Source organism: Meiothermus luteus, assembly GCF_003574085.1.
Taxonomy (GTDB): Bacteria; Deinococcota; Deinococci; order Deinococcales; family Thermaceae; genus Meiothermus; species Meiothermus luteus.
The window spans coordinates 1-20,729 of the sequence record NZ_QWKZ01000051.1 but is presented as its reverse complement, the minus strand read 5'-3'; the positions used below and the strand labels follow the sequence as shown (position 1 = coordinate 20,729).

At 66.2% G+C, this 20,729-nt stretch carries 21 protein-coding genes and 1 pseudogene; 12 read left to right on the top strand and 10 right to left on the bottom strand.

Going from position 1 to position 20,729, the window contains the following annotated elements; translation table 11 throughout:
• Positions 1 to 1,139 (bottom strand): threonine synthase (thrC, locus tag Mlute_RS08745; RefSeq protein WP_119360328.1); only part of this gene is annotated, 1,139 nt, incomplete at its 3' end.
• A gap of 37 nt (positions 1,140 to 1,176) precedes the next feature.
• Positions 1,177 to 3,171 (bottom strand): thioredoxin domain-containing protein, encoded by a 1,995-nt coding sequence (locus tag Mlute_RS08740; protein WP_119360327.1) that lies wholly within the window; start codon positions 3,169 to 3,171, stop codon positions 1,177 to 1,179.
• A gap of 39 nt (positions 3,172 to 3,210) precedes the next feature.
• On the opposite strand from Mlute_RS08740, the pseudogene Mlute_RS16065 reads away from it, so the two are divergent.
• Positions 3,211 to 3,612: pseudogene (locus Mlute_RS16065) on the top strand (RDD family protein); the annotation flags it as partial.
• 42 nt (positions 3,613 to 3,654) lie between these two features.
• On the opposite strand, the gene Mlute_RS16060 reads toward Mlute_RS16065, so the two are convergent.
• A complete protein-coding gene (locus Mlute_RS16060) occupies positions 3,655 to 4,077 on the bottom strand; it encodes a YbaN family protein (protein WP_119360326.1) in 423 nt (140 codons plus the stop codon).
• 71 nt (positions 4,078 to 4,148) lie between these two features.
• On the opposite strand from Mlute_RS16060, the gene Mlute_RS08725 reads away from it, so the two are divergent.
• Positions 4,149 to 4,913, top strand: a complete 765-nt coding sequence (locus Mlute_RS08725) for a type III pantothenate kinase (protein WP_119360325.1) — start codon at positions 4,149 to 4,151, stop codon at positions 4,911 to 4,913.
• Positions 4,910 to 6,124, top strand: a complete 1,215-nt coding sequence (gene coaBC / locus Mlute_RS08720) for a bifunctional phosphopantothenoylcysteine decarboxylase/phosphopantothenate--cysteine ligase CoaBC (protein WP_119360324.1) — start codon at positions 4,910 to 4,912, stop codon at positions 6,122 to 6,124. The genes Mlute_RS08725 and coaBC overlap by 4 nt, the downstream gene beginning before the upstream one ends.
• A 5-nt stretch (positions 6,125 to 6,129) precedes the next feature.
• Here coaBC and Mlute_RS08715 read toward each other — a convergent pair whose 3' ends face one another.
• A complete protein-coding gene (locus Mlute_RS08715) occupies positions 6,130 to 6,588 on the bottom strand; it encodes an EVE domain-containing protein (RefSeq protein ID WP_119360323.1) in 459 nt (152 codons plus the stop codon).
• Positions 6,589 to 6,645: 57 nt separating this feature from the next.
• Here Mlute_RS08715 and icd point away from each other — a divergent pair, with 57 nt between their 5' ends.
• Positions 6,646 to 7,920 (top strand): NADP-dependent isocitrate dehydrogenase, encoded by a 1,275-nt coding sequence (gene icd, locus Mlute_RS08710; protein WP_119360322.1) that lies wholly within the window; start codon positions 6,646 to 6,648, stop codon positions 7,918 to 7,920.
• Between the two features lie 3 nt (positions 7,921 to 7,923).
• Here the strand turns inward: icd and Mlute_RS08705 are convergent, their stop codons facing one another.
• Positions 7,924 to 8,382 (bottom strand): hypothetical protein, encoded by a 459-nt coding sequence (locus tag Mlute_RS08705; protein ID WP_119360321.1) that lies wholly within the window; start codon positions 8,380 to 8,382, stop codon positions 7,924 to 7,926.
• Positions 8,383 to 8,475: 93 nt separating this feature from the next.
• On the opposite strand from Mlute_RS08705, the gene Mlute_RS08700 reads away from it, so the two are divergent.
• Together Mlute_RS08700 and Mlute_RS08695 are read left to right on the top strand one after the other, a co-directional pair.
• On the top strand, positions 8,476 to 9,762 hold the full coding sequence (locus Mlute_RS08700) for a sensor histidine kinase (protein ID WP_245958916.1): 1,287 nt from the start codon (positions 8,476 to 8,478) through the stop codon (positions 9,760 to 9,762).
• Entirely contained in the window at positions 9,759 to 10,388 is a 630-nt protein-coding gene (locus Mlute_RS08695) for a response regulator (RefSeq protein WP_119360320.1), read from the top strand. Before Mlute_RS08700 ends, Mlute_RS08695 begins: the two co-directional genes overlap by 4 nt.
• On the opposite strand, the gene Mlute_RS08690 is transcribed toward Mlute_RS08695, so the two are convergent.
• The 3 genes from Mlute_RS08690 to Mlute_RS08680 are packed head-to-tail and all read right to left on the bottom strand — an operon-like array spanning position 10,385 to position 11,974.
• Positions 10,385 to 10,933 (bottom strand): CPBP family intramembrane glutamic endopeptidase, encoded by a 549-nt coding sequence (locus tag Mlute_RS08690; protein WP_119360319.1) that lies wholly within the window; start codon positions 10,931 to 10,933, stop codon positions 10,385 to 10,387. The two genes, Mlute_RS08695 and Mlute_RS08690, sit on opposite strands and share 4 nt — an antisense overlap.
• A gap of 24 nt (positions 10,934 to 10,957) precedes the next feature.
• Entirely contained in the window at positions 10,958 to 11,242 is a 285-nt protein-coding gene (locus Mlute_RS08685) for an Lrp/AsnC ligand binding domain-containing protein (protein WP_119360318.1), read from the bottom strand.
• Positions 11,243 to 11,263: 21 nt separating this feature from the next.
• A complete protein-coding gene (locus Mlute_RS08680) occupies positions 11,264 to 11,974 on the bottom strand; it encodes a metallophosphoesterase (RefSeq protein ID WP_119360317.1) in 711 nt (236 codons plus the stop codon).
• Positions 11,975 to 12,109: 135 nt separating this feature from the next.
• Between Mlute_RS08680 and Mlute_RS08675 the strand changes: the two genes are divergently transcribed.
• Both Mlute_RS08675 and Mlute_RS16055 read left to right on the top strand, forming a co-directional pair.
• Entirely contained in the window at positions 12,110 to 13,492 is a 1,383-nt protein-coding gene (locus Mlute_RS08675) for an FAD-binding oxidoreductase (RefSeq protein ID WP_245958917.1), read from the top strand.
• A 17-nt stretch (positions 13,493 to 13,509) separates the two neighbouring features.
• On the top strand, positions 13,510 to 14,070 hold the full coding sequence (locus tag Mlute_RS16055; RefSeq protein WP_245958915.1) for a DUF6992 family protein: 561 nt from the start codon (positions 13,510 to 13,512) through the stop codon (positions 14,068 to 14,070).
• Here the strand turns inward: Mlute_RS16055 and Mlute_RS08665 are convergent.
• Both Mlute_RS08665 and mgtE read right to left on the bottom strand, forming a co-directional pair.
• A complete protein-coding gene (locus tag Mlute_RS08665; RefSeq protein WP_245958914.1) occupies positions 14,023 to 14,448 on the bottom strand; it encodes a hypothetical protein in 426 nt (141 codons plus the stop codon). The genes Mlute_RS16055 and Mlute_RS08665 overlap by 48 nt on opposite strands.
• Positions 14,449 to 14,456: 8 nt before the next feature.
• A complete protein-coding gene (gene mgtE / locus Mlute_RS08660; RefSeq protein WP_119360314.1) occupies positions 14,457 to 15,821 on the bottom strand; it encodes a magnesium transporter in 1,365 nt (454 codons plus the stop codon).
• A 252-nt stretch (positions 15,822 to 16,073) separates the two neighbouring features.
• Here mgtE and Mlute_RS08655 point away from each other — a divergent pair, with 252 nt between their 5' ends.
• The 4 genes from Mlute_RS08655 to Mlute_RS08640 all read left to right on the top strand — a co-directional run.
• Positions 16,074 to 17,807, top strand: a complete 1,734-nt coding sequence (locus Mlute_RS08655) for an NAD-dependent malic enzyme (RefSeq protein WP_119360313.1) — start codon at positions 16,074 to 16,076, stop codon at positions 17,805 to 17,807.
• A gap of 62 nt (positions 17,808 to 17,869) precedes the next feature.
• Entirely contained in the window at positions 17,870 to 18,583 is a 714-nt protein-coding gene (gene hspR, locus Mlute_RS08650) for a heat shock protein transcriptional repressor HspR, fused homodimer type (protein WP_119360312.1), read from the top strand.
• 39 nt (positions 18,584 to 18,622) lie between these two features.
• Positions 18,623 to 19,006: a hypothetical protein gene (locus Mlute_RS08645; RefSeq protein ID WP_119360311.1), complete on the top strand. Its 384-nt coding sequence runs from the start codon at positions 18,623 to 18,625 to the stop codon at positions 19,004 to 19,006.
• A gap of 30 nt (positions 19,007 to 19,036) precedes the next feature.
• A partial coding sequence (locus Mlute_RS08640; protein WP_119360310.1) for a xanthine dehydrogenase family protein molybdopterin-binding subunit occupies positions 19,037 to 20,729 on the top strand: 1,693 nt, incomplete at its 3' end.

Genomic DNA, 20,729 nt, shown 5'->3' with positions numbered 1-20,729 from the left:
GCGGTGGCGAGGGCCACGATGGGGGTGGGGTCGCCGGTGGACCCCCGGTAACGGAGGGCGGCCTCGAGGCCCACCGCGGTGTGGGGGCAGGCCAGGTAGCCGTGCCGCTCGTAGGTGGCCCGCATCTGCGCCAGGGTGGCCTCGTCGTCCACCGCGGTGCCCCACACCCATCCCCGCAGGCGCTCTGGGCCAAGCAGGTGGTACAGCCGCTCAAAGTTGCTGGGGGCCCCCACGTCCATCGCGTTGGAGAGGGTGGCCAAGGTGGGGTAGAACTGGAAGGCTTCGCGCCTTCCGGCTAGGAATTCCGGGAAGAAGCGGTTGGCGTTGTGGGCAGCGATGAACCTCTGCACCGGCTGGCCCATCAAGGCCGCCAGCACCCCCCCGGTGAGGTTGCCCAGGTTCCCACTGGGGACGCAGAAGTTGAGCGCCTGGCTCTCGAGCTGCCGGGCCGCCCACAGGTAGTAGAGGGCCTGGGGTAGGAGCCGCCCGATGTTGATGGAGTTGGCGCTGCTCAGGGGCAGGTGGGCGAGCTCAGGGTCTACAAAGGCCTCCTTGACCAGCCGCTGGCAGTCGTCAAAGGTGCCCTCCACAGCAAAGCAGCGCACCCCGGGGCGTCGGACAATGAGCTGGCGTTCCTGCACCTCGCTCACCAGGCCCTTGGGGTAGAGCAGCACTACTTGGATGTTCTCCTGGCCCGCAAAGCCGTCGGCCACCGCGCTGCCGGTATCGCCTGAGGTGGCCACCAGGATGATGCGCCGTTCGCCCCGCTTGCGGAGGAAGTGCTGCATCAGGCGGGCCATGGTGCGGGCCCCAAAGTCCTTGAAGGAAAGGGTGGGGCCGTGGAAGAGCTCGAGCACGAAAAGCCCCTCCTCCAGGGGGACCAGGGGGGCCGGAAAGTTGAGCGCTTCGTGAACGATGGGCTCGAGCTCCTCAAAGGTGAGCTCCTTCCCCAGCCAGGCCCCGAGCACCCTCACCCCCACCTCGGCCAGGGAGGAGGCCGAGCGCCATAGGGCGGGGGAGAGCTGGGGAACCTGCTCGGGGAGGTATAGCCCCCCGTCCGGGGCCAGCCCGCGAAGCAGGGCTTCTTCAAAGCCCAAAAGAGCTTTGGCTGGGTCACGGGTGCTGTGGTAGCGAAGCATAGACCGCCCCCCATCATACCGGGCTTGGCGGTGGGTCTTACCCGGAATACAAGGCCCGCAGCTCCTCCTTTAGGGCCTGGGCGTCCTCCACAGGCATCCGGCAGGCCCCCCACCGGCACAAGTAGGCCAGCCCCGGCTGGCGCCCCCGCAGCACCGGCAGGCTTCCAGGAGGGCCAAAGGCCAGCGTGGTGAGGGGCAGGAACCAGCGGGCGGCCTCCTGGGCTAGGCTCGAGGGCAGCACCACCGCCAGCTCAGAGCCTTGGCTCCCCACCAGGTGGGCCTGCAGGAGGCCGGCGTGGCCCAAGGGGTTGCGGACCAGCGCTTGGGCGTGGGCCTCCAGCCCCTCTAGGGCGGCCTTCTGCCATCCGGCCTCCTCGTAGAGGGCCCCTAGGCGGAAAAGCAGCTCTACGGCGGCGGCGGTGCCCGAGGGGTAGGGGCCGTCGTGGACGTCCTTGGCCTGCACCGGCAGGGTGGGATCAAGGGAGTCGCGGAAGCCGCCCTCCGCGTCCCAAAAATGCTCCAGGAGGGCCTCGGCTAGACGCCGGGCGGCCTCTAGCCAGGCTATCTCTCCGGTGGCCTCGTAAAGGGCCAGCAGACCCAGCCCGTAGTGGGCCTGGTCGCTCAGGTAGGCCTGGGGCCTGAGCCGCCCTTGGCGCCAGGCGTGCCGCAAGAGTCCGTCTTGGAGCATGTTCTGCAGCACGAAGGTGGCGTTTTTCCGGGCCGCCTCGAGGTACTTTGCCTCCCCCAGCCAGCGCCCCGCCTCGGCCAGGGCCCTGAGCATCAGGCCGTTCCAGTCGGCCAGCACCTTGTCGTCGGTGAGGGGGGGAGTGCGCCTTGCCCGGGCCTGGTATAGGCGTTGCCGCACCCCTTCCACCCAAGCCCCGTAGGCCTCCTCCGACAAGCCCAGCTCCTCTCGCAGGGTTGCTTCAGGGTAGCGCCGCTCGAGCACGTTTACCCCCTCCCAGTTGCCCGCCTCCAAGACCCCGAAGAGCCGGGCCGCGGCTTCGGCCTCCGGCCCTAGGGCCGCGCGGAACTCCTCGAGCCTCCAGACGTAAAACCGCCCCTCCACCCCTTCGGAGTCGGCGTCTTGAGCGGACCAAAACTCCCCAAAAGGCCCCCGCAGCTCCCGGAGCACGTAGCCTAGGGTCTCATGGGCGATGCGGCGGTAAAGCGGCACCTCCTCCTCAAAGAGGAGGCTGGCCGCGGCGTATACCCGGGCGAGCTGGGCGTTGTCGTAGAGCATCTTCTCAAAGTGGGGGATTCGCCAGACACGGTCGGTGGCGTAGCGGTGGAACCCACCCCCCACCTGGTCGTAGATGCCCCCCTCGGCCATGCGCCTTAGCGTGAGCCGAAGGTGTTCTCGAGCGGGCTGTCGGCCCAGCCAGGCCAGCGTGAGCAGGTAGAACAGCGCGGGGGCCTGGGGAAATTTGGGCGCGCCGCCCAGACCCCCATAGACCGGGTCTGCTGCCCGCAGCAGGCTGGCCAGGGCCTCGCCGTGCAGCCCTTCGGGTAGGGCCCCGGGCCTGGGCCTTAGCTGTTCCTGGAGGAAGGCCGTGAGCTGCTCGGCGTTTTCCAGCACTTCCTTCTTTTGGTTGAGCCAGGCCTGGTGCACGCCCAGGAGCACCTGACGAAAGCTGGGAAGACCGTGCCGGGGCTCGGGGGGCCAGTAGGTGCCGCCGAAGAAGGGGCGCAGGTCGGGGAGCAAAAACATGTTCATGGGCCAGCCACCCGACCCGGTCATGGCCTGGAGCGCGGTCATGTAGACCTGGTCCACGTCGGGCAGCTCCTCCCGGTCTACCTTGACGGGGACGAAGTGGGCGTTGAGCAGGCGGGCAATCTCGGGGTCCTCAAAGCTCTCCCGCTCCATTACGTGGCACCAGTGGCAGGTGGCGTAGCCTACGGATAGAAAGATGGGCTTGTTCTCGGCGCGGGCCTTGGCAAAGGCCTCCTCGCCCCAGGGGTACCAGTCCACCGGGTTGTGGGCGTGTTGGAGAAGGTAGGGGCTGCTTTCGTGAATCAGTCGGTTGGGCACAACCCAAGCCTAAGGCCAAAGGGGTAGACTAAAAGTGGTGTGGGCCCTTCCGCCCCAAGCCTCAGGTACTATGGCCGCCGTCTGCTGGCCGGCCTGGTGGACCTGATTCTGATGGCCGGTTTGCAGTTCGGCCTGGTGCGCTCAATCAATGCGCTCTTCCCCCCGACCCACCCGGGCCACCACTTTTCTGCGGAGGGGCTGCTGCTCTTCGGCCTGCTTTCCCCTTTGGCCTGGTTTACCTATGCGGTTTTGCCGCTGGCCCGCTCTGGGACCACCTTGGGCAAGGAGATGCTGGGGCTACGGGTGGTTGACCAGAAGGGGCGCAACCCCTCTTTGGCGCAGGCCTTCTTGCGGGAGAGCGCGGGGCGGTGGCTCAACGCGGTGGCCCTGAACCTGGGGTTTTTGCTGATGTTTTGGGACCGCGACCACCAGGCCCTACACGACATGGTGGCGGATACCTTCGTGGTGCTGCGGCGCCCACGCCTAAGGCCGGTGGGCCTCCGCGGCGTGCCTGCTCAGGACGAGCTCTTTGGTGGGAATCCGGCTGTGAATGAACCAGAAGCCCACCGCCCCTACCCCCAGCACCAGCAGCTTTACCCAGAGCGTCGGGATTAGGAATATGGCGCTGGTCAGGACGAAGAAGCTCAGCATGCACAGGGCTAGGACCTTGGCCTTGCGGGGCATTCCGAGGCCCGCCCGGTAGTCCCGCACCATTGGCCCCACCTTGGGAAGGCCCAGCAGCCAATTCAGAAAGCGGGGGCTACTTTTGGAGAAGAAGTAGGCCGCCAGCACAAAGAAGACCGTGGAAGGCATTCCAGGTACCACGCTACCAATAAAACCCAGACCCACCGAGGAGAACCCCAAAAACAGCCAGAGGAGGCGGAGGGGATTGGCAGAAGGCTCCATACCTGTGGGGTATTATGCCAAACACCTTGCCTCCGTACCGCTGGGCGGGCTAACCTTTGGGGGGGCATCCTATGCTGCTGGCGATTGACATCGGCAACACCAACATTACCCTGGGCCTGTACCAGGGTAAGGAACTGGGGCCGCGTTGGCGTATTGCCACAGACCCTCAACGCACCGCCGATGAGTATGGGGTATTGCTGCTCAACCTACTGGCTGCTTGCGGCTATGGGGCTTCCCAGGTGAGCGCTGCGGTCATGGCCTCGGTGGTGCCGCCGCTGACGGGAACACTGGTCCAGGCCGTGCAGAGCTATCTGGGACAGAAGCCTTTGGTGGTGGACTCGAGCGTAAAGACCGGGGTGCGGGTGCGCTACGACGACCCCTCGCAGGTGGGCGCCGACCGCATCGTCGATGCCGCCGCAGTGCACAAGCTCTACGGCGGCCCGGCCTGCGTGGTGGACTTCGGCACCGCCACCACCTTCGACGCCATCACCGCCGAAGGGGATTACCTCGGGGGGGCCATCGCGCCGGGGATCGGGATCGCCTCCGAAGCCCTGTTCCAGCGGGCCGCCAAGCTGCCCAAGGTCGAGCTAAAGCGCCCCCCCGCAGCCATCGGGCGCAACACCGTCCACTCGATGCAGTCGGGGCTCTTGTTCGGCTATGTGGGCCTGGTCGAGGGCATGGTGGCCCGCTTCCGCGCCGAGCTCGGACCCCAGATGAAGGTCATCGCCACCGGCGGCCTGGCCGAGCTCATCGCGCGGGAGACGCCGGTCATCGAGATCATCGCCCCCTGGCTCACCCTCGACGGCCTGCGCATCGTCTGGGAGCTCAACCGGTGAACCCGCTAGAGGGCAAGCGCATCGTGCTGGGCGTCAGCGGCTCCGTCGCGGCCTATAAAGCCGCCGACCTCGCCAGCAAGCTCACCCAGGCCGGGGCTTTGGTGGACGCAATCCTGAGCGACGGGGCCGAGCGCTTCGTCACGCCCCTCACCTTCGCCGCCCTCACCGGGCGCAAGGCCCGCACCAGCCTGTGGGAGGGCGAGGCCCACGTGGTTCACGTCGGCCTGGGCGAGAGCGCCGACCTGCTGGTGATCGCCCCCTGCACGGCCAACACCCTGGCCAAGCTGGCCACCGGCCAGGCCGATAACCTGCTCACCCTGACCGCGCTGGCCGCGCGCTGCCCGGTGCTGGTGGCCCCCGCCATGGACGGCGGCATGTTCGAGCACCCCGCCACCCAGGCCAACCTCCAGACCCTGCGCGAACGGGGCGTGCAGATCCTGGGTCCGGCCCAGGGCCGCATGGCTTCGGGCCTAAAGGGGCTGGGGCGGATGCTCGAGCCCGCCGAAATCCTGGGGCACGTCCGCTTGGCCCTGAGCCGGAATGGTCCCCTGGCCGGCAAGCACGTGGTGGTGAGCGCGGGCGGCACCCAGGAACCCCTCGACCCCGTGCGCTACCTCACCAACCGCTCCTCGGGCAAGCAAGGCTTCGCCCTGGCCCAGGCCGCGCTGGACCTGGGGGCCAGGGTCAGCCTGGTGGTGGGGGCCACCGCCGCCCTTCTGCCCACCCCCACCGGAGCCCAGCGCACCGACGTAGAGACCGCCGCTCAGATGGCCGAGGCCGTGCTGGAGCTCTCGCGCGAGGCCGACGTGTTGATTATGGCCGCCGCGGTGGCCGACTTCCGCCCCCGCCAGGTGCAGGCCCACAAGATTAAAAAGAGTGCTTTGCCCAAAATTGAGCTCGAGCACACCCAGGACATCCTGCTGGCCGTGGCCGAGCAGCGCCGGCGGGCAGGCCGACCGGAGGTGGTGGTGGGTTTCGCCGCTGAGAGCGAGCGGCTTTTGGAGAACGCCCGGGAAAAGCTGGAGCGCAAGGGCCTTTCCATGGTTGTGGCCAACGACATCAGTGCCCCCGATGCGGGCTTTGCAGTGGACACCAACCGCGTCTTCCTGCTCCTGCCGGGCGGGGTGGTGGAACGCTTGCCGCTCATGACCAAAGGCGAGGTGGCCAACGAGGTGTTGCGGCGGGTGGTGCGCCTCTTGGGGGCCGGTTGAATGCCTTAGGGGGTCCTCGCCAGCCGCCCAATTCGCTCGGCCACCTCTGGCTCGAGCGGCATGACCGAGAGTCGGTTGCCCCGGCGCAGCGCGGGAAGCTCGCTGGGGCTGAAGTGGGCGCGGAGCTGGTGAAGGGTGAGGGGGCGCTGGAATTTCTCAACGAACGCCACCCGCACTGTCCACCAGCGGGGGTTTTGGGGATCGCTGCGGGGGTCGAAGTAGGGGGAGTCGGGATCGAACTGGGTAGGGTCGGGGAGGCCGGTTTCCACGACCTGGCAGAGCCCCACGATGCCGGGGGGCTGGGTGCTGGAGTGGTAGAAAAAGGCCAGGTCGCCTACCCCCATGGCCCGCAAATAGTTGCGCGCCTGGTAGTTGCGCACCCCGTCCCACAGGGCGATTTTTTCCCGGGCAAGGTCGTCTATGCTGTAGACCTCCGGCTCAGACTTAATCAGCCAGTACCCCATAGGGCATAGCCTAACCGGTCGTATTTTCAAACGGGGTTCTGTTATGCTTTTAGCGCTATGGCCTACAAGCGGATTAGCCTTCCTGCAGGTGAGCGGATAACGGTTCAAGACGGCAAACTCCAGGTGCCTGACCAGCCCATCATCGGCTTCATAGAGGGGGACGGCACCGGCCCCGACATCTGGAGAGCCGCGCAGCCTGTCTTAGACGCGGCGGTGGCCAAAGCCTACGGTGGCCGACGCAGAATCGCCTGGGCGGAAATTTATGCAGGTGAGAAGGCCAACCAGGTGTACGGGGAGCCCGTCTGGTTGCCGGAGGAGACGCTGGAATTCATCCAGGAGTACCTGGTGGCCATCAAGGGCCCGCTGACCACGCCGGTAGGGGGTGGAATCCGCTCCATCAACGTGGCCCTACGGCAGGAGCTGGACCTTTATGCCTGCGTGCGACCGGTGCAGTGGTTTGAGGGGGTGCCAAGCCCGGTGCGCCACCCAGAGCTGGTCAACATGGTCATCTTCCGGGAGAACACCGAGGACATCTACGCCGGCATAGAGTTTCCCAAGGACAGCCCGGAGGTGAGGAAGTTCCTCGAGTGGTTCAAGGCTGAGTTTCCCAAGTCCTACAGCAAGATTCGCTTTCCTGAGACCTCCGGCATTGGGGTCAAGCCGGTCTCCCAGGAGGGCACCGAGCGGCTGGTGGAGGCCGCCTTGCAGTATGCCGTTGACAACGACCTGCCCTCGGTGACCCTGGTGCACAAGGGCAACATCATGAAGTTTACCGAGGGGGCCTTCCGCGACTGGGGGTATGCGGTGGCCAAGCGCAAGTTCGGCGCGGTGGACCTAGACGGGGGGCCCTGGCAGACCTTCCCCAACCCCCGGACGGGCCGGCCGATCGTGGTCAAGGACATGATTGCCGACAACTTCCTGCAGCAGATTCTGCTGCGGCCGGCGGAGTACAGCGTGATTGCCACCTTGAACCTCAACGGCGACTACATCTCCGATGCCCTGGCGGCCCAGGTGGGGGGCATCGGCATCGCTCCAGGGGCCAACATCAACTACCAGACCGGGCACGCGGTTTTTGAGGCCACCCACGGCACAGCCCCCAAGTACGCCGGAAAGGACCAGGTCAACCCCAGTTCGGTGATTCTCTCGGGCGAGATGATGCTGCGCTACATGGGTTGGGTGGAGGCCGCGGACCTCATCATCCACGCGATGACCAAGACCATCGCCCAGGGGCGGGTAACCTACGACTTCCACCGCCTGATGCTGGCCGAAGGGCGCAGCGCCACCCTTTTGAAGTGCAGCGAATTCGGCCAGGCTTTGATTGAGAACATGTAGCCCCTAGGGCTGTTTGCGCAGGGTCTCGAGGTGGCGCCAGATGGCCTGAGCCAGCTCCTCGATGCCCTTTTTGCTGCCGGCCACCAGCAGCGGGCTGGCGTTGCCGTCGTAGAGGTAGAGCACCCGGATAGGGAAGAGGAGGTAGGCCAGCAGGGCCAGCACCCCCAGGGCCAGCGTGCCATACTCCAGAAGGCTGGGGTTTAACCGCAAAAGGGCCGGAAGGTTGAGCCAGCCCAACGTTCGCAAGAGCAGGCTGGCCAGCCCCACGAAAAAGCCCACCACGCTCAGGCCCAGAAGCCAGTCCCGCATCTGGTAGCCCTGCTCGTAGCGGCTCAGGAAGGGCAGGTAGAGCCTTATTGAGGCCGACTTGCTCTGGAAGGAGAGCCAGCCCAACTCGAGGATGGCCTCGCGGAAGCGGTGGTTGCCGGCGGTGTAGCGATGGGAAAGAGTGAGCTTCTGCATGGAACCTCCCAGTAGGCCTATTTTGGCACGCCTCAGGACAAAGGGGAGCGGGGCGCACACTGCCGGGCTGGGGCAGGCTACAATTTTTCCGGTGTGGTGAGATGGCTTCCCCGCTTCTGGGCGGGCCGTCCGGTGGCCCGCATGGTGGCCGTGCTTACCGCGCTCAACCTGTTGACCGTCCTCATCTTTACCCTGCTGGTTCCGCCGCGGCCGTTTGCCTTACCCCCCGAGCTGCCCTGGCAGAACCCCTCCCAGGTGGCCCTGCGGGTAGGGGCTGCGCTGCTCCTCATGGGCTTGGTCCTTTGGGGCTTGCGGCCGGGGCGGCGCCGGGCCTGGGAGCTTCTGCTGCTGGCTGCCTTAGGAGGGGTGGTGGTGGCCTGGCTGAGCCAGAACTACCTGCCCTTTTTGGCCCTGGGCCTGGTGCCGGTGGTGGTCCGGTACTGGCTGCCCTTGTGGGCGGTGTTGCTTTTGGTGCTGGGGTTGTTGGGGTTTTCGGTATGGTGGACTCAGCGAGAGCCTTTACAGCTTACCTTTGAGATTCTCTCTACCGAGGGCCCTCAGGGCAGGGTCGCGTGGAGCGCGATGCAAAACCCTGCCGAGTACCCCAACCTGGCCCTGGCCTTTTTCACTTTTATCGCCCTTTTGTACGCAGGGTATGCGCTTTTTACCCTGGAGATGCTCATCCGGGAGACCCAGGCCCGTGAGGAGCTCGAGCGCACCCGGCGGGAGCTGGAGCTGGCCTCTCATCAGGCTGGGGTGTTGGCAGAGCGCCAGCGGCTAGCCCGGGAGATTCACGACACCCTGGCCCAGGGGTTTGCCAGCATCGTGGTCCAGCTCGAGGCCGCTGAGGCGGTCGTTGGTCCAGAGGCTTCGGTTCGGCCCTACCTCGAGCAGGCCCGGGCTGCGGCCCGGGAAGGGCTCTCGGAAACCCGGCGGATGGTCTATGCCCTTCGGCCCGAGCTTTTGGAGAACACCTCCTTGCCGGAGGCCCTTGGCCGCTTGGTGCAGCGCTTTGAGCAGGAGAGCGGCCTGCGGGCCCAGTTCACCCTCAGCGGCCAGCCGAAGGCGCTTGCGCCGGAGCTGGAGGTGGGCTTGCTCAGGGTAGCCCAGGAGGCCCTGTCCAACATCCGCAAGCACGCCCAGGCCCGCCAGGCTGCCCTGACCTTGACCTACGCGGGCCATGTGGTGCTGCTGGATGTGCAGGACGATGGGGTGGGGCTGCCCTCCACCCTCCTGGGCGGCTTTGGCCTGCGCTCTATGCGGGAGCGGGTGGAGGCCTTAGGAGGCCGGATGACGGTGGAGAGCGAGCCGGGACAGGGCACCACGCTGGCCTTCTGTTTCCCGCTAGACCTTGGCGCTAAGGGGGTGGAGGCGGTATGAGTCGGATTCGCATCCTGTTGGCCGACGACCATCCGGTGGTGCGGGCTGGGCTGGTGGGGTTGCTCTCCTCCCAGCCCGACTTTGAGGTGGTGGGCGAGGCAGCCAATGGCCAGGAGGCCCTGAGGGCGGTGGAGCAGCTCCTGCCCCAGGTGGTGCTGATGGACCTGCGGATGCCCGTGATGGACGGGGTGAGCGCCATCCGGCAGATTCGGAGCCGGTTCCCCCAGGTGCAGATTCTGGTGCTCACCACCTACGACACCGACAGCGACATCGTGCGGGCGGTGGAGGCGGGGGCCACGGGCTACCTTCTCAAGGATGTGCCCCGCGAGGAGCTGTTCCGCGCGGTGCGGCTTTGCGCTCGAGGCGAGGCGGTGCTCTCACCGCCGGTGGCGGCCCGCCTCCTGGGTCGGATGCGGGGGCCGGCTGAGGAAAACCTTTCCCTGAGGGAGTTGGAGGTGCTGGCGCTGGTGGCGCGGGGGCTTTCCAACAAGGAAATCGCCCGCAAGCTCAAGATTAGCGAGGCCACCGTGAAGACCCATCTCTTGCACACCTTTAGCAAGCTGGGGGTGGACGACCGCACCGCCGCGGTTACGGTGGCCCTCGAGCGGGGCATCCTCCGCCTTTAGGCGGGAGGGTTATCCAGGAGCTGGTAGAACCCCCGGGCGTTGTGTAGGTAGTGGGCCAGAATACCCGGCACTAGGCTGCCGGTGAGGAGGTAGCTGGCCCCAAACAGCACCCCGCCGCAGAAGATAAACAGGGGGTAGACCCAGGCCCGGCGGTCCGGGATGGGGTGGAAGGCAGCGAAGACCAAAGCTTGCAGCAGTATCCCCAGCCAGCCTCCGAAGAGCGCGTTCTGCAAGGCTCCCCGAAAGAAAACCTCCTCGGCCAGCCCCGAGGCCAGGGCCAGGATCAGGGCCTGGTGGTGGCTGATTCCCTGGGCGCGCATCATCAGGCCGAGCTGGGCGTGTAGGGCCTCGGTAGCCCGGAAGCTCCTGGGGAAAACCACCGAGAAAAGCCGCTCCAGCCCCACAAGCCCGTAGAACAGCAGCAGAAAAGCCAGCCCATCCCGAAGCGGGTTGGGCTGCTGGAGGGCGGGGTATCCCGCCAGGCCCATCCAGAGGACGCCGACGAAGAGCAGGCCGGCTTGTATGAGCAGCATGAGGCGGAACATTCCGATTCAGCCCCGGGTAGGCCCTCAGACCCCCTCGCTGCCGATGTTGAAGCCCTGCTCGAGCAGCTTGCGGGAGTAGGCGCGGAAGGCCAGCAGGGTCTGGGTCCGCTCAATGCCCTTGAGCTTGCGCAGGCCCAGGGTTACGATGTCGTCCAGCTGCTCAAAGTCCCTAAAGCGCAGGATGGCCACCAGGTCCCACTTCCCGGTGACCGAGTAGACCTCCGCCACCCCGGGAATTTCCGCCACCGCCTCGGCGGTCTCGGCGGTGGACTCGCGGCTGGTTTGGATGAGCACAAAGGCGGTAATCATGCCTGGATGATACCCCAAGCCTCAGAGGTGGGTCTGACGTTCGGTTTCTAGGACGAGCTGCGGCTGGAAGCGCACTACATCGGCGGAGACGAAGTGCAGAGGGATACCCGCCCAGGTTTTGGGAAGCTTCTCGGGGTCGGCGCCGTGCAGGTGCCCGTAGACCACGCAGCTTGGCCGGTAGCGCTCAATGAGTTCGGTGAAGCCGGTGGGGCCTCCGCTGGGGCCGAAAGGGGGGTAGTGCATGGCCAAGACCAGGTGCTCGTAGGCCTGTCCCCTGAGGGTCTTGAGCGAAAGGGAGAGCCGCTCCACCTCACGTTTGTAGATTTTCTCGTCTTCCGGGGTGAAGTTGTAGCTGCCTGGGGTGTCCCAGCCCCGGCTGCCGGCCACCGCCAGGTTGCCAATGACCAAAGAGTCGTGCTGCAGGGCGTACATCCGGGGAGGGAGGGCCTGGCGCAACCGGCTGATGGAGGGCCACCAGTAGTCGTGGTTGCCCCGCAGCAGGACCTTGTGTCCGGGGAGCTGGGCCAGGTCTTCCAGGTCGGCCATGGCCTCGGGCAGCTTCATGGCCCAGGAGATATCCCCGGCCACGATGACCAGGTCGTCCTCGCCCACCACCCGGCGCCACTCCCGAAATACCGCCTCGGGGTGGCCTTCCCATTCCGGCCCAAAGATGTTCATGGGCTTGGGAAAGGCCTTGGACAGGTGGATGTCGGCGATTGCAAAAACCCGCACGGATGAGGACCCCCAGAAAACCCCAGCAGTGTCTAGTGTCCCTATCTGGGGGCTGAGCGTCAAGGTAGGCCGGGTTGGTATGCTGTTTTCGTGACCTTGAACCTTGGCAAGAGGCTTGCCCCCCGCCCCCGCCGCCTGCCTTACCCCGAGCCGGCCCGGACGCCCGAGGAGCTTCAGGCCCGGCTTGGCCGAGAAAAGGTGCTGCTCGAGCTCGCCCAGAGGCGCAACTACTCCTACGACGGAATTGCCATGGGGGCCACCCCCGCTTTGGTGGTGCTGCCCGAGAGCACCGCTGAGGTGGTGGAGGTGGTGCGCTTTGCCCGCCAAAGGGGGCTGTCCGTTGTGCCCAGAGGGGCGGCCAGCGGGCTTTCTGGGGGGGCGGTGCCGCTGGAGGAATCCATTGTGGTCTCCTTCACCCGGATGACCGGCCTGCAAATTGACCCCCGGGCCCGCCGGGCGGTGGCACAGCCGGGGGTGGTCACCGCCCGCATCGCCGAGCAGGCCCGCCCCTACGGCCTCACCTACCCTCCCGACCCCGCCTCTTTCCGCACCAGCACCATCGGGGGCAACCTGGCCGAGAACGCCGGAGGGCCGCTGTGCTTTAAGTGGGGGGTGACCGGGGACTATGTGGAGGCCCTGGAGTTCGTGGATTTTTCCGGGGAGGTACACCGCCTAGAGCGCAAGGCCTACGACCTGGTGGGCCTTATGGTGGGTTCGGAGGGTACCTTGGGCCTCATCACCGGGGCCACCTTGCGCCTGGTGCCCCTGCCCCGCCACACCCGCACCCTGATGGCGGTTTTTGATGAGGTGGGGCAGGCCGCGGAGGCAGTCTCGGCGGCCATCGCCGCTGGGGCGGTGCCGGCCAAGCTCGAGTTCATGGATCGGGGCTGTATTCGCGCGGTGGACAGCTACCTTAGGCTGGGCCTGCCGCGCGAGGCCGCTGCGGTTTTGCTGGTAGACACCGATGGCGATGACCCTTTGGTGGTGGAGGAGGAGCTGGCTTGGGTGGCCGAGGCCTGCGAGGGGCGTGGGGGCAGGGTGAGGGTGGCGCGGGATGCTGCCGAGAGCGAGGCCTTGTGGAGGGCCCGGCGGGCCATCTCCCCGGCCATCGCCGCCCTTAAACCCAAGCGGCTCAATGAGGACATTGCGGTGCCCCGCTCGAGCCTCCCCGAGGTGGTGCGGGCCATTGAATTGCTAGGCCAGCGGTATGGCCTTCAGGTGGTGCAGTTCGGCCACATTGGCGATGGAAACCTGCACCCCAACGTGCTCTTTGACCCGCGGGTGGACCCTGAGGAGAAAGTCTGGGAGCTGCTGCACGAAATCGCCCGGGTGGCCCTACAGCACGGCGGGGTGCTCTCTGGTGAACACGGCATTGGGCTTATGAAGCGCGACTTCATGGGCGAGGCAGTGGACCCGGAGACCCTGGGGGCTCTGTGGGCGGTCAAGGCGGCTTTTGACCCCCAGAACCGCCTGAACCCGGGCAAAGTGTTGCCCGAAACAAATTCGCAGGCGCGCTGAGTTTAGAAGCTGAAGGAATGAAACGAAGTTTGTGGCTTGGGTCGCTGGTGCTCTGGGGTACGCTGGCTCTGGCCCAACCCCACCTGGAGTCCTCACTAGGGCCTGCCGTGGTGTCCGAACCACCGCTCTTGGCTGAGCAAGCCCAAAAGCCCAGCCAGGCCGAGCGTCCCTCCTGGGAGCGGCTGCTCTTGGGCCCGGCCCCAGAAGGCTACCGGGGGCTGGCCCTCTCGGCCAGGCTGCTGGCCTGGAGTGTGCCCTGGGCACTAGCTGGCTCCACCTTTGGGCTCCTGAGCGACGATCCCTGGCAGCGCTCGTTTTGGTTGACGAACTCGGTTTGGGCGGCGGTCAACTCTGGGATTGCCCTGGTGGGGCTCTTGGGCCCCGAGCCCGATAGGGCGGGCCTGCGCGACCTGCTTTATGTCAACGCCGGGCTTGATGTGCTCTACATCGCGGGGGGCGTTTTCCTGGCCTTACAGCCCGACGCCAGGAGCCAGGGAGCGGGGTGGGCTATCGCCCTACAAGGGACCTGGCTACTGCTCTTTGACCTGTTCAATGCCTTGGCGCTGGAGAGCCCTTGACAGCGAAAGGATGAAGGCCATGGCCTCCTCCGGCCCTGCCAGGCGGGGCCGGCGCCCTTCAAACCAGGCCCAAAGCCCCGCCATGTCTAGGTTTTGCAGATGGCCGGGTTCCCCCAGGATGATTTTGTGGTCGCCGTCTTGCACCCAGACCATCCCCAGCACCTGGCCTTCGAGCCAGCTCCCTGCCGCAACCGGTTCCCGACTGGCCCAGATAGCGTCCAGTTCGGCCTGGTCGGCGGGATTGAAATAGCCTGGAATCTGGCCGTAGTTCACCGGGGGAAGGCCCCATTCGGCCCGCCAGGGGGGGTCGCGGGGTACCAGCTTGCTTCCGTCCCAATGAAAGCGCTGGGGGCTGCCCAGGCTCCACTCCACGATCATACTGAGCCTCATAGGTTGAGCAGCAGCCGGGCCACGCTCAGGTAGACAATTAGCCCGGTCACATCGGTCACGGTGGCGATAAGCGGGTTGGAGATGAGGGCCGGGTCGAGTTTGAGCCGCCGCAAGAGCAAGGGGAGCATGGCCCCCACCACGTTGGCCAGCAGCACCACCAGGGCCAGCGAGGTCCCCACCACCCAAAGGAGCTTGGCCTGTCCGTCCAGCAGCACTTTGAGGCTCAGCAGCACCGAGAGGGTAAGCCCCAGGAGCAGGCCCACTCCTAGCTCCTTGCGCAGGATTCGCCACCAGTCTGAAAGGGCCACATCGCGGGTGGCCAAAGCCCGCACGATGAGCGTGCTGGACTGGTTGCCGGTGTTGCCCCCGGTGCCCACCAGCACCGGGACGTAAAAGGCCAGGGCGGTGACCGCTTCCAGCACCGATTCAAACCCGTGCAGAATGGTGCTGGTGACGCTTCCGGTGATGATGAGGACGATGAGCCAGCGCACCCGCGCGCTCCAAAGGGCGAACACGCTGGACTTGCTGTAGACCAGCTCGGGCGACTCCACCGCCCCCAGGCGGTAGATGTCCTCCGTGGCCTCCTCCTGGATCACGTCCACCACGTCGTCAATGGTGACGATGCCCACCAGCTTTTTGTTCTCGTCCACCACTGGCAGCACGGTGAAGTTGTAGTCCGCCATCAGCCGGGCCACCTCTTCCTGGTCGGTGTCGTCCCGCACGTAGATGACGTCCGGATTCATGATTTCCGCTACCCGGGTCTTGGGGTCGGCCACGATTAGGTCCCGCAAGGTGAGCACCCCCTGCAGGTGCCCTTGGTCGTCCACCACGTAGATGACGTAGATTTGCTCTGCGTCTGGGGCCTCGCGGCGCAAAAAGCGGAAGACCTCCTCCACCCGCATGGAGTCCCGGACCGCGATGTACTCCGAGGTCATGATGCCCCCGGCTTTGTCCTCCTCGTACTCGGCCAGCTCCTCCACCTCGGCCCGGGTCTCGGGGTCCAGCTGGCGGAGCAGGGCTTCGGCGGCCTCGGGGCTTTTCTCCTCTTCGACCGCGTTGATGGTGTCGGCCAAATCGTCTGGGGAAAGCTCCTCTAGAAGCTCCTTGACCCGCCAGGGGGGCAGGGCCTCTAGAAGCTCGGCCTGCTCGCTTTCCTCGAGGTGACTGAAGACCTCGGCTGCGTCGGATGGGGAGAGCAGGGTGAGGATGGGCAGCCGGTGCTCGGGGGCGAAGGCCGACCAGTGTTCCAGGATTTGGGCCGGGTAGAGCTCCTCGAGGGCGGCTTTAACCTTGAAAGCATCGCTCTCAGCCAGAGCGGCCTTAAGCGCCTTCAGCTCGGGCGGGATGGTGGTCTCGTACATGGGTGGCCTCCTTCGGTTTTCGGCTTGGGCCGAATCTTGGAAGGAGGCTCCGCAGGTACACGGTTTGCCGAGGGTTAGCCGGTGGAGGGCACCGGGCGTAACCTTCGACTAGAACTGTGATCTTCCACGGTGCCTCCTTTGCTTTGCCCGCTGGGCAAAGAACCTGAATCAGCCTAGCACCAGGCTTGGCTAAAAACAAGCGCCCGCGCTGGGCTAGACCCCTAAAGCCCTCTGGCTATAGCATTTACCCATATGACCATCAGCCGCTACTACGACGTCAAGCGGGACGAGCGGGGCAAGCGTTACCTCGAGCCCTTCGTCACAGGCTCGCTCTTGCTGGGAATTCCCCTTTTGAACAAGGGCACCGCTTTCACCCACGAGGAACGACGGATGCTTGGCCTAGAGGGGCTGCTCCCCCCCCACGTGACCACCTTGGAAGAGCAGAAGGAGCGCAACTACCGCCGCTACCGCCTCATTGAAAACGACTTGGAGAAGCATATCTTTCTGCGCAACCTCCAGGACCGCAACGAGGTTCTCTTCTACGCACTCTTGGTGGAGCACATGGCGGAGATGCTGCCCATCCTCTATACCCCCACGGTGGGGGAGGCGGTGCGGCAGTTTTCCTACATATACCGCTTCCCTAGGGGATTCACCGCCTCCACCGACAACATTCACGAGATTGAGGAGGCCCTGCAAAACGTGCCCTTGAACGATGTTCGTTTGGCGGTGGCCACCGACTCCTCGGCCATTTTGGGCATCGGCGACCAGGGCTTTGGCGGGCTGGCCATCTCCATTGGCAAGCTCACCATCTACACCGCGGCGGGGGGGTTGGGCCCGGACAAGGCGCTGCCCATTGAGCTGGATGTGGGCACCAACCGGGCCGACCTGATCAACGATCCCCTCTACCTGGGGGTGCGCCACCGGAGGCTTACCGGGGACGAATACTTCGCCTTCATGGATAGGTTTGTGGAGGCCTTCCGCAAGCGTTACCCCAACGCGGTGATGCAGTGGGAGGACTTCGGCAAGGATACGGCTTTTGCCGTGCTCGAGCGCTACCGCAAGGTGCTGCCCTCCTTCAACGACGATATCCAGGGCACCGGAGCGGTGGCCTTGGCCGGGGTGATGGCGGCCTGTCGGCTCAAGGGGGAGAACCTCTCCGACCAGCGCTTTGTGGTCTACGGCGCGGGCGCCGGGGGGGCCGGGGTGGCCCAGGCGCTCTTGGACGGTCTGATGCGGGAAGGGCTTTCCCCGGAGGAGGCCCGCGCGCGGCTGTTCGTTCTGGACTCCAAGGGGCTTTTGCTCAAAGGGCGCCGGATGGAGGCCTACAAGGAGCGCTTTGCCCAGGACCCTGCCCGCGTTCAGGGGTGGTCCGTGGCCGGCGAGGTGCCCACCCTCTACGAGACGGTGGTGGGGGCCCGGGCCACGGTGCTGCTGGGGCTTTCGGGGCAGCCGGGCTCCTTCACCCAGCCCATCGTTCAGGCCATGCTGGCCCACACCGAGCGGCCCATCGTCTTTCCCCTTTCCAACCCCACCAGCGCTTCTGAGGCGATTCCCGAGGAAATTCTGCGCTGGACCGGGGGTAAGGCCCTGGTGGCGGCGGGGAGCCCCTTTGGGCCGGTGGAGCTGGACGGCAAGGTCTACCCCATCGGCCAGGGCAACAACGCCTTTATCTTCCCGGGCCTGGGTTTTGGGGCGGTTTTGGCCAAGGCCAAGGAGGTCTCGGACGGGATGGTGCTCGAGGCCGCCTACGCCCTTTACGACTACACCCGCAGGCACTACCCGGACCGCATCTACCCGCCCACCGAGGCCCTGCGGGAGGTGAGCCAGTATGTGGCCGCGCGGGTCATCCGCCAGGCTCTCCAGGAGGAGCTGGCCCGGGAGGAGCGGGTGATGGGCCTCAGCTTTGAGGCCATCCAGGCCTATGTGGCCGAGCGTTTCTGGCACCCCCGTTACCTGCCCTATCGGCTAAGCAAGACCCAGGGGTAGCCCAAAATCCCCCGCAGGTTTTCGTATACTCTTAGTGTCAAGGGCGTTTAGCCCCTGGGTATATGGACAAGGACCGCCCCGTCTACATCATCTCGGTGGCCGCCGAGCTGGTGGACATGCACCCCCAGACCCTGCGCCTTTACGAGCGCAAGGGCCTCATAAAGCCCAAGCGCTCCGGGGGCAAGACCCGGCTTTACTCGGAGCGGGATGTGGAGAAGCTGCGGGAGATTCGCCGGCTGACCCAGGAGCTTGGGGTGAACCTGGCCGGGGTAGAGGAGATTATGCGGCTGCGGGACGAGCTTTGGGCCCTGGAACGGCGCTTTCGGGAGGAAGTGGAGCGACTCAAGGCAGAGCTGGGGGAGCGGCTCGAGGCCCTCAAAACCCCCCCTGCGCTGCCTCCCCCAGGCGAACGCCCCAGCAAGCCGGTGAACGACAAGGACCGCCCCGTCTACATCATCTCGGTGGCCGCCGAGCTGGTGGGTATGCACCCCCAGACCCTGCGCCTTTACGAGCGGGAGGGCCTGGTTACCCCCCGCCGCACCTCCGGAAAGACCCGGCTTTACTCGGAGCGGGATGTGGAGAAGCTGCGGGAGATTCGCCGGCTGACCCAGGAGCTTGGGGTGAACCTGGCCGGGGTAGAGGAGATTATGCGGCTGCGGGACGAGCTGGACGCCCAGCAGAGCCGCCTCGAGGCGGAGATTGCCCGCCTGCGCCTAGCCTTGCTGCAGAGGCTGGGAAAGAAGGAGCAGAAGAAGACCGAGCCCCAGGCGGGCTGAGCCTGTTGGGGCCTTGGGGTGAGGGGCTATACTGGGAGGGTGCGCACCCTTATTGTGCTGGCCCTGATTGCAGCGGGGGTCTATCTCTATGCGGAGCGCTTTGGCCTGGCGGTGGGCTACGCCCCCTTCACGCCGGTTTTTTACTGGAACCACAGCGGGGAGGTGGTCTACCCCTTGCGGGCCACGGGCATTCGCCCCTTCGTCAAGGTGGTGGTGGCCGGGGAGCTGCGCAAGGGGAGCCTGGAGGTGGAGATTCGCCGCAGCGGCCAGGCTACCCCCGGGCTGGTCAGGCGCTACCAGGGGCGTTTCTCCGATGAGCTTCGCTATCCGGTGGAGACTGGCTTGTACGAGGTGGTGTTCCGCCTGAAGGAGGCTCGAGGCCAGGTGCGGATGGACTGGGTGATGGCCCGAAACGAATTCTGAAGCCGGGGGTTGCAGTACGATGGGCCCGGTATGGGCAACCGCTACATTGGCAGACCCCTCAAGCGTCGGGAAGACGGAAAGCTCGTGCGGGGCCAGGGTCAGTACCTGGCCGACCTCCCTTCCGAAAACGCCCTGCACCTGGTCTTGGTGCGCAGCCCCTACGCCCACGCCCACTTGGTCTCCATAGACCCAGAGGAGGCCCTGCGGACCCCCGGGGTGGTGGCGGTCTACACCGCGGCCGACCTCCCGGAGTTGTATGCCCCGGCCTCTGGACCTCGCGAGGGGCGCTTGGCGCCGCATCCCTTGCTGGCCCGTGAGCGGGTGCGCTACGTGGGGGAACCGGTGGTGGCGGTGCTGGCAGAGTCAAGGGCCGCCGCGGAGGACGCCGCCGCGCGGGTGCAGGTGCTCTACGAACCGCTGCCGGTCTGCGCCGACCCCCTGGAGGCCCTCACCGCTCCGCCCCTGCATCCGCACCTCGGCACCAACCTGGCGCTGGAGCGCACCGTGGCCTCGGGGGAGGTGGAGGAGGCCTTTGCAGGGGCTTACCGGGTGGTCGGGGCTCGGTTGGTGGAGCAGCGGGTGGCCCCTGCCCCGATGGAGCCTCGGGGGGTGCTGGCAGCCTGGGATGGGCTGCGCGAGGCCCTCACGGTCTGGTCAAGCACCCAGATGCCCCACGACCTAAGAAGCGCGGTGGCTGAACGCCTTTCGCTGGCGGAAAACCAGGTGCGGGTGGTGGCCCCGGATGTGGGGGGGGCTTTTGGGGCCAAGATTAACGTCTACCCCGAGGAGCTGCTGGTGGCCTGCTTGGCCCGGCGGCTGGGGCGGCCGGTGCGTTGGGAGGAGGGGCGCAACGAGAGCTTTGCCTCCACCATCCACGGCCGAGCCCAGGTGGCCGACCTGGAGATGGCCTTTGACGCCGAGGGTAAGGTTCTGGGCCTGCGGGGGCGGGTGGTGGCCGACCTGGGGGCCTACGCGCTGGAGACCACCTTAGCCAGCGCCCCCGGGACCCTTCTGATGTTGCAGGGGCCCTACGAAATCCCGGCCCTCGAGCTCAGGCTCCAGGCCGTCTACACCCACGCCACCCCCACCGGGGCCTACCGGGGGGCTGGCCGCCCCGAGGCCACCTACTACCTGGAGCGCCTGATGGACATGGGGGCCCGGGCCTTGGGCCTGGACCCGGCGGAGCTTCGCCGGCGAAACTTCATCCAAGGGCCTTTCCCCTACAAGACCCGCACAGGGGCTAAGTACGACTCGGGGGCCTACCGGCAAGCCCTGGAGAGGCTCCTCGAGGTAAGCCGCTACGCTGAGCTGCGGGCCTGGCAGGCCGAGGCCCGCAAGCAGGGGCGCCGGGTGGGCCTAGGGCTTTGCACCTATGTGGAAATCACCGGGTACGGCTGGGAAACGGGGGGGGTTCGGGTCAACCCCGACGGCAGCGCGCTGGTCTTCACGGGAACCTCGCCCCATGGCCAGGGCACCCAGAATGCCTTTGCCCAGATTGTGGCCGAGCGGATTGGCATTCCTCCCGAGCAGATTCAGGTGGTGCAGGGGGATACCCTAGCAGTTCCCTACGGCATGGGCACCGCCGGGAGCCGCACCCTTTCGGTGGGGGGGTCGGCGGTGCTGCGGGCTGCGGAGCAGGTGCGGGAGAAGATGGCCCGGATCGCGGCCCACCTGCTGGAGGCTGCCCCGGAGGACCTGGAGCTGGGGGAGGGGGGCTTTGGGG

Bases quoted from the DNA above. Each gene is read 5' to 3' on its own strand.
- Mlute_RS16060 (WP_119360326.1), bottom strand. From the start codon at position 4,077: ATGGAGCCTTCTGCCAATCCCCTCCGCCTCCTCTGGCTGTTTTTGGGG.
- Mlute_RS08725 (WP_119360325.1), top strand. From the start codon at position 4,149: ATGCTGCTGGCGATTGACATCGGCAACACCAACATTACCCTGGGCCTG.
- Mlute_RS08715 (WP_119360323.1), bottom strand. From the start codon at position 6,588: ATGGGGTACTGGCTGATTAAGTCTGAGCCGGAGGTCTACAGCATAGAC.
- icd (WP_119360322.1), top strand. From the start codon at position 6,646: ATGGCCTACAAGCGGATTAGCCTTCCTGCAGGTGAGCGGATAACGGTT.
- Mlute_RS08705 (WP_119360321.1), bottom strand. From the start codon at position 8,382: ATGCAGAAGCTCACTCTTTCCCATCGCTACACCGCCGGCAACCACCGC.
- Mlute_RS08695 (WP_119360320.1), top strand. From the start codon at position 9,759: ATGAGTCGGATTCGCATCCTGTTGGCCGACGACCATCCGGTGGTGCGG.
- Mlute_RS08690 (WP_119360319.1), bottom strand. From the start codon at position 10,933: ATGTTCCGCCTCATGCTGCTCATACAAGCCGGCCTGCTCTTCGTCGGC.
- Mlute_RS08685 (WP_119360318.1), bottom strand. From the start codon at position 11,242: ATGATTACCGCCTTTGTGCTCATCCAAACCAGCCGCGAGTCCACCGCC.
- Mlute_RS16055 (WP_245958915.1), top strand. From the start codon at position 13,510: ATGAAACGAAGTTTGTGGCTTGGGTCGCTGGTGCTCTGGGGTACGCTG.
- Mlute_RS08665 (WP_245958914.1), bottom strand. From the start codon at position 14,448: ATGATCGTGGAGTGGAGCCTGGGCAGCCCCCAGCGCTTTCATTGGGAC.
- mgtE (WP_119360314.1), bottom strand. From the start codon at position 15,821: ATGTACGAGACCACCATCCCGCCCGAGCTGAAGGCGCTTAAGGCCGCT.
- Mlute_RS08655 (WP_119360313.1), top strand. From the start codon at position 16,074: ATGACCATCAGCCGCTACTACGACGTCAAGCGGGACGAGCGGGGCAAG.
- hspR (WP_119360312.1), top strand. From the start codon at position 17,870: ATGGACAAGGACCGCCCCGTCTACATCATCTCGGTGGCCGCCGAGCTG.